Origin of the sequence: Pseudomonas anguilliseptica (genome assembly GCF_021375795.1) — a bacterium.
GTDB classification, from domain to species: Bacteria; Pseudomonadota; Gammaproteobacteria; order Pseudomonadales; family Pseudomonadaceae; genus Aquipseudomonas; species Aquipseudomonas anguilliseptica_A.
This window is the reverse complement of record NZ_JAEIOI010000002.1, coordinates 25,495-39,494: the sequence shown is the minus strand read 5'-3', so window position 1 is coordinate 39,494 and position 14,000 is coordinate 25,495. Positions and strand designations below refer to the sequence as shown.

Below are 14,000 nucleotides of genomic sequence, written 5' to 3'. Positions count from 1 at the left end.
ACAGGCGACCCGAACATGACCAATCTGACGCTCTACCATAACCCGCGCTGCTCGAAATCGCGCAGCGCCCTGCAACTGCTCGAAGAACGCGGACTCAACCCCAATATTGTGCGCTACCTGGAAACGCCGCTGAGCGCCGCCGAACTGCACGAACTGCTGCGCAAGTTGGGCATTCGCGCCCGCCAGTTGCTGCGTACCGGTGAGGATGAGTACAAGGCCCTCGGCCTGAACGATCCAGAATTGACGGATGAGCAGTTGATCGCCGCCATGGTCAGCCAGCCCAAACTGATCGAACGCCCCATTCTGGTTGCAGGCGACAAAGCCGTGGTCGGCCGGCCACCGGAAAGCATTCTGGAGATCCTGCCGTGAGCGCCCCCTACATTCTGGTGCTGTATTACAGCCGCCATGGCGCCACCGCCGAAATGGCCCGGCAGATTGCCCGCGGCGTCGAAATGGGCGGTCTGGAGGCGCGCCTGCGTACAGTGCCGGCTATTTCCGCCGAATGCGAAGCCACTGCCCCTGCGATTCCGCCGGAGGGCGCGCTGTACGCCAGCCTGGATGACCTGAAGAACTGCGCCGGCCTGGCGCTCGGCAGCCCGACCCGCTTCGGCAACATGGCCGCACCACTGAAGTATTTTCTCGATGGCACCAGCGGCCTGTGGTTGACCGGCGGCCTGGTCGGCAAACCGGCAGGTGTATTCACCTCCACGGCCAGCCTGCATGGCGGCCAGGAAAGCACCCTGCTGTCGATGCTGTTACCGCTGCTGCACCACGGCATGCTGATCACTGGCCTGCCCTACAGCGAAGCCGCACTGCTGGAAACCCGTGGCGGCGGCACGCCTTATGGCGCCAGCCACCATGCCGGCGCCGATGGCAAACGCGCCCTGGATGAACACGAAACGGCCCTGTGCCGCGCGCTCGGCCAGCGCCTGGCACACATCGCAATCAAACTGGAGAGTGTCCGTGGCTAGAATCGCCAAACCGCTGCCCAGCCTGGAATGGCTGCAACCGCGCCTGAACATCAGCCGCGTCGCCAGCCTGATGAGTTTCTTTAGCCTGACCGCCCTGCTGCTGGTGTGGAATCTGCACTACGCCAACATCCCCGGCAAACTGCTGTGGGTCATCCTTGGCTTGCAGCTGACCCCGCTGCTGCTGCTCGCCCCAGGCCTGCTGCTGGGCAACGCGCGTGCGCATGCCTGGGCCTGCTTCGTGGTCAACCTGTACTTTATCCAGGGCGTGCTCGCTGCTTTCGACCCAAGCAAAGCGCTGTATGGCTGGCTGCTCACTCTGCTCAGTTTCAGTTTGTTTTGCGCAGCGTTGATGTACACCCGCTGGCGCTTTCAGTACGAACGCAAGCTGGCCGGAGAATAACGGCGCCCCCTGACCTCAAAGCAACACCTGCAAGTGCCGTTGCTTTGAGGTGGGTAGTTACCAGCCCAGGGTTTCCTTGAGGAAGGGAATGGTCAGCTTGCGCTGAGCCTGCAACGAGGCCTGATCGAGGCGCTCGAGCAATTCGAACAGCGCACTCATGCTGCGCTCACCGCGGGTCAGGATAAAGCGCCCAACCTCATCACTGAGGTGCAGGCCACGGCGCGAAGCGCGCAGTTGCAGGGCGCGCAACTTGTCCTCATCGGACAGCGACTGCAGTTGAAACACCAGCGCCAAGGTCAGGCGCGATTGCAGATCCGCCAACTTGATTGGCAGCTCACGCGGCGAAGTACCCGCCGCCAACAGTAAACGTCGACCGCTGTCACGCAGACGATTGAATAGGTGAAAGAGCGCTTCTTCCCACTCACTGTTGCCAGCCACTGCATCCAGATCATCCAGACAGACCAGCTCACACTGCTCAAGGTTATCCAGCAGCGCCGGGCCATACTCGACCACCTCGGCCAACGGCAGATACACCGCTGGCTCGCCACGCTGCTCAAAACGCAGACACGCCGCCTGCAGCAGATGGCTGCGCCCAACGCCCTCACCACCCCACAGGTAGATCAGGCTTTCGGTCCAGCCAGCGTCGGCTTCACACAGCCGCTCGACATAGCCGAGGGCCGCCGCATTGGCGCCGGGGTAATAGTTGGCGAAAGTGGCGTCATCACGCAGACGCACACCTAAAGGCAGTTGTATGGGTGTCATGCTGGGTTGGGCGGCTCGTCGGAACCGCTGGCTGGCTCACCGTAAAGATCGGAAAGTTTATAGAAATCATGCAGATGACGCACTAACACCATGATCACCGCCGCCACTGGCAGAGCCAGAAGGATGCCGGTAAAGCCGAACAGTTGACCGCCGGCCATGATGGCGAAGATCACGGCAACCGGGTGCAAGCCAATGCGATCGCCTACCAGCATCGGCGTCAGCAGCATGCCTTCGAGCATTTGCCCGACGATAAAGACTGCCGCTATACCGAGCAGCGGGTAGAAATCCAGGCCGAACTGGAACAGCCCCGCCGTCAGCGCCGCGCCGATACCCACCACCACACCGAGGTACGGCACGATGCTGGCCAAGCCGGCCAGCACACCGATCAACAGGCCAAGCTCCAGGCCAATCACCATCAGGCCGGTGGCATACAGCACGCCCAGCGCCAGCATCACCAGAAGTTGGCCACGCAGGAATGCCCCCAGCACTTCATGGCATTCGCCGAACAGTTGCACGACCAGCCCCTCGCGGCCACGCGGCAGCAAGCTGCGCAGCTTGGCGACCATCAGGTCCCAGTCACGCATCAGGTAAAAACTAACCACCGGAATCAGCAGCAGGTTGGCCAGCCAGGCCAGCAGTGCCATGCCCGAGGCCGTGGCCGTGGACAGCAGCGCACCAACGATATCGGTGGTTTTGCCCAACTGTCCGGAGAATGCAGTTTTCAGCTGATCAAAACGCCAGAAACCCTCGTTCAGCCCGAGCTTGAGCTGTATCCATGGCAAAGCCTGGTGCTGAAGCCAATCAAGCATTTGCGGCGCCAGTTCGTACAAGCGCACCAGCTGTTTGCCCAGCATGGGCACCAAGACCAGCAGCAGAATGGCCATGATCAGCGTGATCAGGGCAAACACCACCACCACGCCCCAGGTTCGCGACAGTTTCCAGCGTTCCAGGCGGTCAACCAGCGGGTCGCCCATATAGGCCAGCAGAATGCCAATCAGAAACGGCGAAAGAATCGGTGCCAGCAGGTACAGCAGACCACCCAGCAGCAATGCCGCAACTATCCATATCCAACGATGCGAATCGATCATGCCCTGCGCTCCATATGCCCACTGCTATCCAGAAATCTGCCCGAGCTGTACCTCAGCTCATATGAAAACCGCAGCTATGAGCTGCGGTTTTCAACTTGAGAAGGCGCTATGCCCGCAGTCTACCAGCGAAACGTCAACACATTTTCCGGCGCTGCCGCAGCAGGCTCAGCAGCCGCAGCTGGTAGCGTGAGCGACTGCCCGGCATCCACCGCCGCCTCGGCCGGCACTTCCTGCAAACGCGCCAGCGCCAGTTGTGCGCGCAACTGTTCAGTATTGGCATTCACCGCAAAGGTCAGCGTATCGCCCTGAACCTTGCGCAATTGCGCGGCAAAGGGCTCAAGAATGCGCTGCAACTCGGCATAGCGCGCCAGGTCAACGCCTTGCACCTGCACAGTCAGGGAAGTGGCCGCACCAGGGGCGACAATAAAGCGTGGCGCCAAACGCTGATTGACGGCCAGCAGGATGGCATCGGCCAGCGCCGCCTGATCAGCACCCTGCACGGTGCCCTGCTCGCGCTCATCACCCAGCCACAAGCGCCACCCGGCCTGCCACTGACCATTGGCCTCGCGCGCAACGACCGCCAGCAAGGCATCGGCGGCGTAGCGCTCGGAGGCTTCACGCAAGGCAGCCGGATCATTCGCAGTGAGGTTTTCCGCAACCGCCACCAGTTGCTCGGAAAGATCGGCCAACGGCAAGCGCAGCGGCAGACCACGGTGCTGCGCGGCCTGATTGAGCGGCGCAGCAGCAGCCTGGCCATCACCAAGCAGACGACTGCCATCGCTGGCATCACTCAACCACCACAGCAGGATGCTCGGACGATTGGCGCCCCACAGCGCCAGACCGGCCTGACGCAGGCTGCGGTCGGTACTCTGTGGATCAAAGTCGACCAGCAGTTTGTCGCCTTCATAGCCATATTGACTGACGATCTGCTGCGGATCCTTATACAGCGCCGCCAGGGCCGGGTTCTGCGCCGCATCGGTTTTGCCGGTCAGGCGCAACACCAGGGTGTCCAGCGCACGGCTTAGAGCGGCCGCGCGCTCTTCCGGCTGCTGGCTGCTGACCGTTTCACGAACTTGGTACAGGTCAGTCACGGGGGCAGCAAAAGCTGGCAGGCCGAACAGCGACACACAGACAAGAAACAGGCGAGCGGTCAAACGCATGGATGGATTCTCGACGGACGGAAAGTGGCGCGCAGGCCGGGTTGAAAAATACTCGCCCCTGCCAACAGCGCAGCAGACAGAGGACACAAGCGCGAGTTTAGGGCTGTCAGGGCGCATTCCAAAGCCATTTTCACCACCCAGCCGGCAGTAACGCTCCAGATACAGCCATTGGCTACCTTAAACAGCCGCCCCAACTGCCGCAACCTTAGCGGGTGGCCGCTGCCGGGCAAGCCTGATAAAATCGCGCGCCTTCGCAGACCGCCGCCATAAGCGGTGGTGCCAATCCGCATTTCCCCCTAAAGGCCTGGATCTATGAGCAAGCAACCCTCCATCAGCTACAAGGACGCAGGTGTAGATATCGACGCGGGCGAAGCCCTGGTCGAACGCATCAAAGGCGTGGCCAAGCGCACCGCGCGTCCGGAAGTCATGGGTGGGCTGGGCGGCTTCGGCGCGCTGTGCGAGATCCCGGCAGGTTACAAACAACCCGTACTGGTCTCCGGCACTGACGGCGTAGGCACCAAGCTGCGCCTGGCGCTGAACCTGAACAAGCACGACAGCATCGGCCAAGACCTAGTTGCCATGTGCGTCAACGACCTGGTGGTCTGTGGCGCCGAGCCGCTGTTCTTCCTCGACTACTACGCCACCGGCAAGCTCAACGTTGACGTGGCCGCCACCGTAGTCACCGGCATCGGCGCCGGCTGCGAACTGGCTGGCTGCTCCCTGGTTGGCGGTGAAACCGCTGAAATGCCCGGCATGTACGAAGGCGAAGACTACGACCTGGCCGGCTTCTGCGTCGGCGTGGTGGAAAAAGCCGAAATCATCGACGGCTCGAAAGTCGCCACCGGTGACGCGCTGATCGCCCTGCCGTCCTCCGGCCCGCACTCCAACGGCTACTCACTGATCCGCAAGATCATCGAAGTCTCCGGTGCAGATATCGAAACCACTCAGGTCGATGGCAAGCCGCTGACCGACCTGCTGATGGCGCCGACCCGCATCTACGTCAAACCGCTGCTCAAGCTGATCAAAGACACTGGCGCCGTCAAAGCCATGGCCCACATCACCGGCGGCGGCCTGCTCGACAACATCCCACGCGTACTGCCAAAAGGCGCACAAGCCGTGGTCGACGTGGCGAGCTGGACGCGCCCGGCGGTCTTCGACTGGCTGCAGGAAAAAGGCAATGTGGATGAGCACGAGATGCACCGCGTACTCAACTGCGGCGTCGGCATGGTCATCTGCGTGGCGCAGGATCAGGTCGAAGTCACCCTGCAAACCCTGACCGCCGCAGGCGAGCAGCCTTGGGTGATCGGCCAGATCGGTGAAGCAGCCGAAGGCGCTGCACAGGTCGTATTGAACAACCTGAAACAGCACTAATGCCAGCACAGTGCAATGTGGTGGTGCTGATCTCCGGCTCCGGCAGCAATCTGCAGGCGCTGATCGACAGCATCGCCCATGACAGCAATCCGGCACGCATCGCCGCGGTGATATCCAACCGCGCCGATGCCTACGGCCTGGAACGCGCCAAACAGGCCAGCATCGCCACCGCCGTGCTCGACCACAAGCAGTTCGATGGCCGCGAGGCCTTCGATGCTGCGCTGGTCGAGGCCATTGATGCGTTTGATCCGCAACTGGTGGTACTGGCTGGCTTTATGCGCATCCTCACCCCCAGTTTCGTTCGTCACTACGCCGGCCGCCTGCTGAATATCCACCCGTCTTTGCTGCCGAAATACAAAGGCCTGCACACCCATCAGCGGGCGCTGGAAGCGGGTGACAGCGAACACGGCTGCAGCGTGCACTTCGTCAGCGAGGAACTCGATGGCGGACCACTGGTCGTACAGGCAGTGGTACCGGTACAGTCGGATGACTCGCCCAGCAGCCTGGCGCAGCGTGTGCACGAGCAGGAACACGTGATTTACCCGCTGGCCGTGCGCTGGTTTGCCGAAGGCCGTTTGCAGCTGGCCGCGCAGGGGGCGATGTTGGACGAGCAACTGTTACCGAGTACCGGACACCTTATTCGAACTTAGGAGACACCATGGGTCGCGCCTTACTGTTCGCACTGACACTTTTGAGCCTGCCGGCACTGGCCGTCGAGCTGAAACCCTTCTCCGCCAGCTACACCGCCGACTGGAAGCAACTGCCCGTCAGCGGCAGCGCCGAACGCAGCCTTGAAGCGCTGGATAACGGCGTGTGGAAGCTGAACTTCGAAGCCTCCATGCTGGTCGCCAGCCTGACCGAACAAAGCACCCTGCGCGTGGATAAAGAAGTCTTCCTGCCGCAGACTTACCTGTATGAACGCAACGGCCTGGGCAAGGGCAAGAAGATCGAGCACGACTTCGACTGGAGCGCCAAGCAGGTGATCGGCAGTGACCGCGACACTCCAGTGCGCCTGCCGCTGAACCGCGGCCTGCTGGACAAGTCGACCTATCAGTTGGCCCTGCAATATGACGTGGCCGCTGGCACCAAGAGCATGAGCTACCAGGTGGTCGATGGCGACGAAGTGGAAACTTACGATTTCCGCGTGCTGGGTGAAGAAACCGTGCGGACCAAGGCCGGCCTGATCGACGCCATCAAGGTCGAACGCGTGCGTGATCCAACACAAAGCAGCCGCAAGACCATCCTCTGGTTCGCCAAGGACTGGGACTTCCTGCTGGTGCGCCTGCATCAGGTCGAGAAAGACGGCAAGGAATACCAGATCATGCTCAAGGACGGCACCGTCGACGGCAAAGCGGTTGCAGGCCGCCAGGACTGAGTGAGCACAAATAAAAAAGCCGAGCTAAGTGCTCGGCTTTTTCATGGCGCTGATTTCGGTAAACCAGAGCCTAACAGCGTCAATCCTTAGAGCCTGCTTACGATCTCGCGAGCTAGAGCCAGACAAGGCGCTACGTTAGTAACAGCCTCCGGCTGGTCAAAACGCCGAGAAAGCGGAGTGTACTTTTGTACATGAGCATTTCGAGGCTGTTTTTAACGCTGGATGGCCGACGCGCAGCAGATCGTAATCACCACATCAGATCATCCGGCACCTGATAGGCCGCATACGGATCATCGGCATCCGGCGCTTCGGTCGGGGTGTTGAGCAGGACCACGCGCTGGGCGTCGCGCTCTTGAATCTTTAACGCGGCTTCACGCGGGATCACTTCATAGCCACCACCGTGACGGACAATGGCCAGCGAGCCGCTGCTGAGCTTGTTGCGCATCAGGGCGTTGACCGACAGGCGCTTAACTTTCTTGTCGTCAACGAAGTTGTAGTAATCCTCGGTAGTCAGCTTGGGCAGACGCGAGACTTCGATCAGTTGCTTGATCTGCGCAGCACGGGCTTTCTGCTCGGCTTTTTCCTGTTGCTGGCGGTTCAGCTCCTGATCGCGCGCGGCCTTTTCAGCCATGGCCTGCTGGGCGGCGAGCTTTTGCGATTCGTCCTTCTCGGCCTGACCTTTATTCACCAGGCGCTGCTGTTTCTGCTGCTGTTTGCCGGCCTGCTTGGCCTGCTTTTCGTTGACCAGCCCGGCTTTAAGCAGCTGATCGCGTAGTGAGAGAGCCATAACCTACCTTTCCAACCTTCAATATTAAGTGGGCGTACCCAGCGCAATCGTGACGCGCCATACCCTACGGGCTCAGCAGCTCGGGGTCTGCTTTTCCAGTTTCTTGGCTTCGCCCCAGAGCGCGTCCAATTCATCCAGGGCGCAATCTTCCATGCTGCGCCCCGCTTCGCGCAATGCCTGCTCGATAAAACGAAAACGCCGTTCGAACTTGGCGTTGGCCGCCCGTAGCGCCGTTTCCGGATCGACCTTGAGGTGCCGGGCTAGGTTGCTGACCACAAACAGCAGATCGCCGATCTCTTCACCAATCGCCTCGGGGTCGTTCTCGCTCATGGCTTCGAGCACTTCATCCAGCTCTTCGCGCACCTTGTCGACCACCGGCAAGGCCTCGGGCCAGTCGAAGCCGACCTGAGCGGCGCGCTTCTGCAACTTGATTGCCCGGCTTAGCGACGGCAGCGCCGTGGGCACATCGTCAAGCAGTGAGAGCTGCTCAGGGGCAGTAGCCTTCTCGGCGCGCTCTTCGGCCTTGATCTCCTCCCAACGCTGTTTGACCGCAGCCTCCTCCAGCTTGGCCACATCCACAGCGCCGTACAGATCGCCATCGGGGAACACATGCGGGTGGCGGCGAATCAGCTTGCGGGTAATGCCATCCACCACCTGGGCAAATTCGAAGCGGCCTTCTTCACGGGCCAGCTGGCTGTAATACACCACCTGAAACAGCAGGTCGCCCAGCTCACCGGGCAGATGATCGAAGTCGCCACGCTCGATGGCATCGGCCACTTCGTAGGCCTCTTCAATCGTATGCGGCACAATCGTCGTGTAGTTCTGCTTGAGATCCCAGGGGCAGCCGTGCTGAGGGTCGCGCAGCCGGGCCATCAGGTGCAGCAGGTCATCGAGTTGGTACATAAGATTCCTTTACCTACGTAGCCCGGATGCAATCCGGGAATGCCTGTACGCAATTCCCCGGATTGCATCCGGGCTACGGTATTGAGACTTAACTGACCCGGTGGCGACGCGCTTCAATAATGTTAGGCAGCTGAGAAATCCGCCCCAGCAGCCGGCCCAGTGCATCCAGCCCGGGAATCTCCACGGTAATCGACATGGACGCGGTGTTGTCGTCCTTGTTCGAGCGGGTATTCACCGCCAGCACATTGAGCTTCTCGTTGAGCAGCACCTGAGTCACGTCACGCAGCAGACCGGAACGGTCGTAAGCCTTGATGATGATGTCGACCGGATAGGTCTGTACTGGCACCGGGCCCCAGCTGACCTGGATGATCCGCTCCGGCTCGCGCCCGGCCAGTTGCAGCACCGAGGCACAGTCCTGGCGGTGAATGCTTACACCGCGCCCCTGGGTGATGTAACCGACGATCGGGTCACCCGGCAGCGGCTGGCAGCAGCCTGCCATCTGCGTCAGCAGGTTGCCGACCCCCTGGATCTGGATATCGCCGCGCTTGCCAGGTTTGAAGCCCAAGGCCTTGCGCGGGATCAGTTCGAGCTGCTCGTTGACCCGATCTGGCTCGACCAGTTGCTGCGCCAGGTTGACCAGTTGCACCAGACGCAGATCACCGGCACCGAGGGAAGCAAATAGATCCTCGCTGGTTTTCAGATTGGCCTTCTCGGCCAGTTTGTCGAAGTCCACATGCGGCAGGCCTAAACGCAGCAGTTCGCGCTCAAGCTGCTGCTTGCCGGCGGCAACGTTCTGGTCGCGGTCCTGCAGCTTGAACCAGTGGACGATCTTCGCCCGTGCCCGGCTGGTGGTGACGTAACCGAGGTTGGAGTTCAACCAGTCGCGGCTCGGCGTGCCGTGCTTGCTGGTGATGATCTCCACCTGCTCGCCGGTCTGCAGGCTGTAGTTGAGCGGCACGATGCGCCCGTTGATCTTCGCGCCACGGCAGTTATGGCCGATCTCGGTGTGCACGCGATAAGCAAAGTCCAGCGGCGTCGCGCCCTTGGGCAGGTCGATGGCGTGACCGTCCGGGGTGAAGACATAGACCCGGTCCGGCTCGATATCCACGCGCAACTGCTCGGCCAGGCCACCGATATCACCCAGTTCTTCATGCCATTCGAGCACCTGACGCAGCCAGGAAATCTTCTCCTCGTAATGGTTGGAGCTGGCTTTGACGTCGGTGCCCTTGTAGCGCCAGTGCGCGCACACGCCCAATTCGGCTTCTTCGTGCATCGACTGGGTGCGGATCTGCACCTCCAGCACCTTACCTTCCGGGCCGAGCACGGCGGTGTGCAACGAGCGGTAGCCGTTTTCCTTGGGGTTGGCGATGTAATCGTCGAACTCTTTGGGAATGTGCCGCCACAGGGTATGGACGATGCCGAGGGCGGTGTAGCAATCACGCACCTGCGGCACCAGCACGCGCACCGCGCGCACGTCGTAGATCTGGCTGAACTGCAGGCCCTTGCGCTGCATTTTGCGCCAGATCGAGTAGATGTGTTTGGCCCGGCCACTGATGTCGGCCTTGATGCCGGTGGCTTCCAGTTCGCTGCGCAACTGGTCCATCACTTCATTGATGTAGTGCTCGCGATCCAGCCGGCGCTCGTGCAGCAGCTTGGCGATCTGCTTGTACTGCTCGGGCTCCAGGTAGCGGAAGGACAGATCTTCCAGCTCCCACTTGATATGACCGATGCCCAGGCGGTGTGCCAACGGTGCATAGATATCGAACACCTCACGGGCCACGCGCTGGCGCTTCTCGTCGTCAGCGCCCTTCACCGCACGGATCGCACAGGTGCGCTCGGCCAGTTTGATCAGCGCCACGCGCACGTCATCGACCATCGCCACGAGCATCTTGCGCAGGTTTTCCACCTGGGCCTGGGAGCCGAGCACCAGGGAATCACGCGGGTTCATCGAGGCGCTGATCGCCGCCATGCGCAGCACGCCTTCCACCAGCTTGGCCACCACCGGGCCAAAGCGCTGATGCACCAGCGCCAACGGCACCTTACCCTCGCGCACGCAGCGGTAGATCACTGCGGCGACCAGGGAATCCTGGTCGAGCTTGAGATCGGCGAGGATTTCGGCGATCTCCAGGCCTGCCCGGAAACTCGATGCGCCCTCCGTCCACAGGTTCTGCGCGGCATTGGCCTGCTGCTCGGCCTCACGGGCGAATTCGCAGGCATCACGCAGGGCGTCACGATCCAACGCCGGATCGACACTCAGTACATGCCCGAGCCAGGCTTCAAGGTTGATGCTGCCGTCATCGTTGATCGGCTGATGCGCTCTGACCTGAACCATCTTGCTACCTTCCCTACGGCAGAGCAGAGCCTGCCGAATAGTCGCCAGCTTCTATGAGCCGGTCGGTTGAACCGCTTGAAAGCGCAATCCCTGTGCGCCCCGTTACCACTCACTGGGCTATTGCCCCGGTAAAGCCTTGCCCCAGGTATCAAGCCTGGGGTCGAACAAACAACGCCATCGCTTCAACGTGCGCGGTTTGCGGAAACATATCGAGGATACCGGCACGTTCCAGCCGATACCCCTGCGCCAGCAATTCGGCGCTGTCACGGGCCAAAGTCGTCGGGTTGCACGACACATACAACACCCGTTTGGCACCCAGCGCCGACATCTGCTGTACCGCCTGCAGCGCACCGTCACGCGGTGGGTCCAGCAGCACGGCAGCAAAACCGCCCTGCGCCCAGCTGGAATCGGCCAGCGGGTTGGACAAGTCGGCCTGGAAAAAGTGCGCGTTGCCCAAGCCATTGCTCGCAGCATTTTCAGCGGCGCGCTCGACCATGGTTTGCACGCCCTCCACCGCCACCAGTTCGCGCACTCGCTGGGCCAGTGGCAAGGCGAAATTGCCCAGGCCGCAGAACAGATCCAGCACCCGCTCATCGGCCTGCGGCGCCAGCCAGTCCAGCGCCTGCGCAACCATGGCGTCATTCACCGGCTGGTTGACCTGGACAAAATCACCAGGCCGATACGCCAAGTCGAGAGCAAACGCGTCCAGGCGATAACTCAGTTGCTGCGCCGGCTCAAACGGCTGCGGCTCGGCCGCGCCGTGCAACCACAGCTGCGCCTTCTGCTCAGTGCAGAACGCCTGCAAACGAGCCAGATCCGCCTCGCTCAGTGCAGCGGTATGCCTTATCAGCACAGCACTGGAGCTGCCGCTGAACAACTCGACATGACCAATGGCCTGGGGTTTGTCCAACGCACGCAGCACCTGAGGTAACGCGTGCAGGATCGGCTGCAAGGGTTGTACCAGCACCGGGCAATCGCCGATGGCGATGATGTCCTGGCTGGCCGCTGCGCGAAAACCCACATACAGGCGCTTGGCCTTGTTGTCCCAGCGCACGGCGATGCGCGCGCGGCGGCGATAACCCAGCTCAGGGCCGATCAATGGCGCGGCCCACTCTTGTGGCTCGAGATTGGCCAGGCGGCTGAGTTGCTCGGCGAGCATGCGCTGTTTCAGGGCAAGCTGATCGGCATGGGGCATATGTTGCAGGCTGCAGCCACCGCAGACTTTGGCATGCACGCAAGCCTCGCTACGCCGCTCGGCACTGGCGCTGAGAATGCGCTCAACCCGCGCCTCGACCACCTTGCCATGGGCGCCGAGCACCCGCGCTTCGATCTGCTCGCCGGCCAGTGCGCCGCTGACAAACCAGGTGCGCCCCTCGCTGAACGCGATGCCGCGGCCGTCGTTGGCCAGGCGCTCGATAGCCAGTTTCTGCTTTTTGCCTACTGGCACCTGCGGCGTGCGGGAACCACCGCTGGGTTGAAAGCGCAGGCCGCCGTCTTTCCTGGCCATCAGTTACTCTGGCCATCCGTAACGGGGGCGTCGTAAACGCCGCTGGACAGGTAACGGTCGCCACGGTCGCAGATGATAGCCACCATCACCGCGTTCTCGACTTCCTGGGACAGGCGCAGCATCGCCGCCACCGAACCGCCGGAAGACACCCCGCAGAAGATGCCTTCTTCACGCGCCAGACGGCGCATCACGTCTTCGGCTTCCTGCTGGCCCATGTCGATAATGCGGTCCACCCGTTCGGCCTGATAAATCTTCGGCAAGTACTCCTGCGGCCAGCGGCGAATACCGGGAATCGCCGCGCCTTCCATCGGCTGCAGACCGACGATCTGCACCTCGGGCTTCTGTTCTTTCAGGAAGCGCGAGACGCCCATGATGGTGCCGGTGGTGCCCATCGAGCTGACGAAATGGGTGATCTGCCCGCCCGTCTGCTGCCAGATTTCCGGGCCGGTGCTGGTGTAGTGAGCAATCGGGTTGTCGCCGTTGGCGAACTGGTCGAGCACCTTGCCCTTGCCGTCCGCCTGCATCTGCAGGGCCAGATCGCGGGCCTCTTCCATACCACCCACCAGAATCAGCTGCGCGCCGTAAGCGGTCATCGCCGCCTTGCGTTCGGCGGTGGAGTTGTCCGGCATGATCAGCACCATCTTGTAGCCCTTGATCGCCGCCGCCATGGCCAGGGCGATACCGGTATTGCCGCTGGTGGCTTCGATCAGCACGTCACCGGGCTGGATATCGCCGCGCAGTTCGGCGCGGGTGATCATCGACAACGCCGGACGATCCTTCACCGAACCGGCCGGGTTGTTGCCTTCCAGCTTCAACAGCAAGGTGTTGCTGGTGGTACCCGGCAAGCGCTGCAAACGCACCAGCGGGGTGTTGCCGACGCAATCGGCGATGGTTGGGTAATGCAGGCTCATGGCGAACGAAATGATCCAGAAGCAAAGAAAGCCGCCATGATAACGGCAAACTGCGCTCGGCCATATCAGCGAACACCACTACACGGCAGCAAAATTACCCCGCCAGGGCATACAACAGCAGCCAGCACGGCAGCCCCAGCACCGGCGCGTACACCGCCAGGCGCGGTGCATAGGGCAACAGCAGCGCCAGGGCAAAGCCGCTCAGCGACAGCATGCCAAACCAGCCAATCGGCCCCATCGCCCAACCCCAGGCTTGCGCACAACCCCACAGGCTGGCGGCCAGCAGCAACCAGCCGCTGCCACGCAGAACGCGGCGTTGCAGCAACGTCGGTACCCTGCCCCAAACCTGTTTGTAATGCCGCTCCAGGCCCTGACACAGGGCCAACATGCTGCTGTAGGCCAGCAAGAAGCTGCCCAAGAATGCCGTCATCAT

15 protein-coding genes are annotated in these 14,000 nt (G+C 61.8%); 6 read left to right on the top strand and 9 right to left on the bottom strand.

The annotated features are described in order from the left end of the window. Window positions 1–15: 15 nt before the first annotated feature. Genes arsC through IOD17_RS07935 form a run of 3 tightly spaced genes read left to right on the top strand, consistent with a single transcriptional unit; the run spans window position 16 to window position 1,371 of the window. The gene (arsC, locus tag IOD17_RS07945) at window positions 16–369 is read left to right on the top strand and encodes an arsenate reductase (glutaredoxin) (RefSeq protein WP_233684578.1); all 354 of its coding nucleotides are present in this window, start codon (window positions 16–18) and stop codon (window positions 367–369) included. Next, a complete protein-coding gene (wrbA, locus tag IOD17_RS07940; RefSeq protein ID WP_233684577.1) occupies window positions 366–971 on the top strand; it encodes an NAD(P)H:quinone oxidoreductase in 606 nt (201 codons plus the stop codon). Before arsC ends, wrbA begins: the two co-directional genes overlap by 4 nt. Further along, entirely contained in the window at window positions 964–1,371 is a 408-nt protein-coding gene (locus tag IOD17_RS07935; RefSeq protein ID WP_233684576.1) for a DUF2069 domain-containing protein, read from the top strand. Before wrbA ends, IOD17_RS07935 begins: the two co-directional genes overlap by 8 nt. Before the next feature lie 57 nt (window positions 1,372–1,428). Here the strand turns inward: IOD17_RS07935 and hda are convergent, their stop codons facing one another. The 3 genes from hda to IOD17_RS07920 form a co-directional block, all read right to left on the bottom strand. Further along, window positions 1,429–2,133 (bottom strand): DnaA regulatory inactivator Hda, encoded by a 705-nt coding sequence (hda, locus tag IOD17_RS07930; protein WP_108489847.1) that lies wholly within the window; start codon window positions 2,131–2,133, stop codon window positions 1,429–1,431. Further along, a complete protein-coding gene (locus tag IOD17_RS07925) occupies window positions 2,130–3,221 on the bottom strand; it encodes an AI-2E family transporter (protein ID WP_233684575.1) in 1,092 nt (363 codons plus the stop codon). The genes hda and IOD17_RS07925 overlap by 4 nt, the downstream gene beginning before the upstream one ends. 119 nt (window positions 3,222–3,340) lie before the next feature. Continuing rightward, the gene (locus IOD17_RS07920) at window positions 3,341–4,381 is read right to left on the bottom strand and encodes a DUF2066 domain-containing protein (protein ID WP_233684574.1); all 1,041 of its coding nucleotides are present in this window, start codon (window positions 4,379–4,381) and stop codon (window positions 3,341–3,343) included. A 312-nt stretch (window positions 4,382–4,693) separates the two neighbouring features. Between IOD17_RS07920 and purM the strand changes: the two genes are divergently transcribed. From purM to IOD17_RS07905, 3 genes are read left to right on the top strand one after another with little or no spacing between them, the layout of a single operon-like run. After that, the gene (gene purM / locus IOD17_RS07915) at window positions 4,694–5,752 is read left to right on the top strand and encodes a phosphoribosylformylglycinamidine cyclo-ligase (protein ID WP_233684573.1); all 1,059 of its coding nucleotides are present in this window, start codon (window positions 4,694–4,696) and stop codon (window positions 5,750–5,752) included. Then, window positions 5,752–6,402 (top strand): phosphoribosylglycinamide formyltransferase, encoded by a 651-nt coding sequence (gene purN, locus IOD17_RS07910; RefSeq protein WP_233684572.1) that lies wholly within the window; start codon window positions 5,752–5,754, stop codon window positions 6,400–6,402. Before purM ends, purN begins: the two co-directional genes overlap by 1 nt. A gap of 8 nt (window positions 6,403–6,410) precedes the next feature. Next, window positions 6,411–7,127 (top strand): DUF3108 domain-containing protein, encoded by a 717-nt coding sequence (locus IOD17_RS07905; protein ID WP_233684571.1) that lies wholly within the window; start codon window positions 6,411–6,413, stop codon window positions 7,125–7,127. A 247-nt stretch (window positions 7,128–7,374) separates the two neighbouring features. On the opposite strand, the gene IOD17_RS07900 is transcribed toward IOD17_RS07905, so the two are convergent. The 6 genes from IOD17_RS07900 to IOD17_RS07875 form a co-directional block, all read right to left on the bottom strand. Next, window positions 7,375–7,914: a DUF2058 domain-containing protein gene (locus IOD17_RS07900; protein WP_233684570.1), complete on the bottom strand. Its 540-nt coding sequence runs from the start codon at window positions 7,912–7,914 to the stop codon at window positions 7,375–7,377. A gap of 72 nt (window positions 7,915–7,986) precedes the next feature. Continuing rightward, window positions 7,987–8,817: a nucleoside triphosphate pyrophosphohydrolase gene (gene mazG, locus IOD17_RS07895; protein WP_233684569.1), complete on the bottom strand. Its 831-nt coding sequence runs from the start codon at window positions 8,815–8,817 to the stop codon at window positions 7,987–7,989. 88 nt (window positions 8,818–8,905) lie between these two features. Beyond that, window positions 8,906–11,149 (bottom strand): GTP diphosphokinase, encoded by a 2,244-nt coding sequence (relA, locus tag IOD17_RS07890; protein WP_233684568.1) that lies wholly within the window; start codon window positions 11,147–11,149, stop codon window positions 8,906–8,908. A 148-nt stretch (window positions 11,150–11,297) separates the two neighbouring features. Further along, window positions 11,298–12,656 carry a 23S rRNA (uracil(1939)-C(5))-methyltransferase RlmD gene (rlmD, locus tag IOD17_RS07885; protein WP_233684567.1) on the bottom strand — a complete coding sequence of 453 codons (1,359 nt, stop codon included), beginning with the start codon at window positions 12,654–12,656 and terminating at the stop codon, window positions 11,298–11,300. Further along, on the bottom strand, window positions 12,656–13,567 hold the full coding sequence (cysM, locus tag IOD17_RS07880) for a cysteine synthase CysM (RefSeq protein WP_233684566.1): 912 nt from the start codon (window positions 13,565–13,567) through the stop codon (window positions 12,656–12,658). The genes rlmD and cysM overlap by 1 nt, the downstream gene beginning before the upstream one ends. A 94-nt stretch (window positions 13,568–13,661) precedes the next feature. Beyond that, the gene (locus IOD17_RS07875; RefSeq protein ID WP_233684565.1) at window positions 13,662–14,000 is read right to left on the bottom strand and encodes a DUF3325 domain-containing protein; all 339 of its coding nucleotides are present in this window, start codon (window positions 13,998–14,000) and stop codon (window positions 13,662–13,664) included.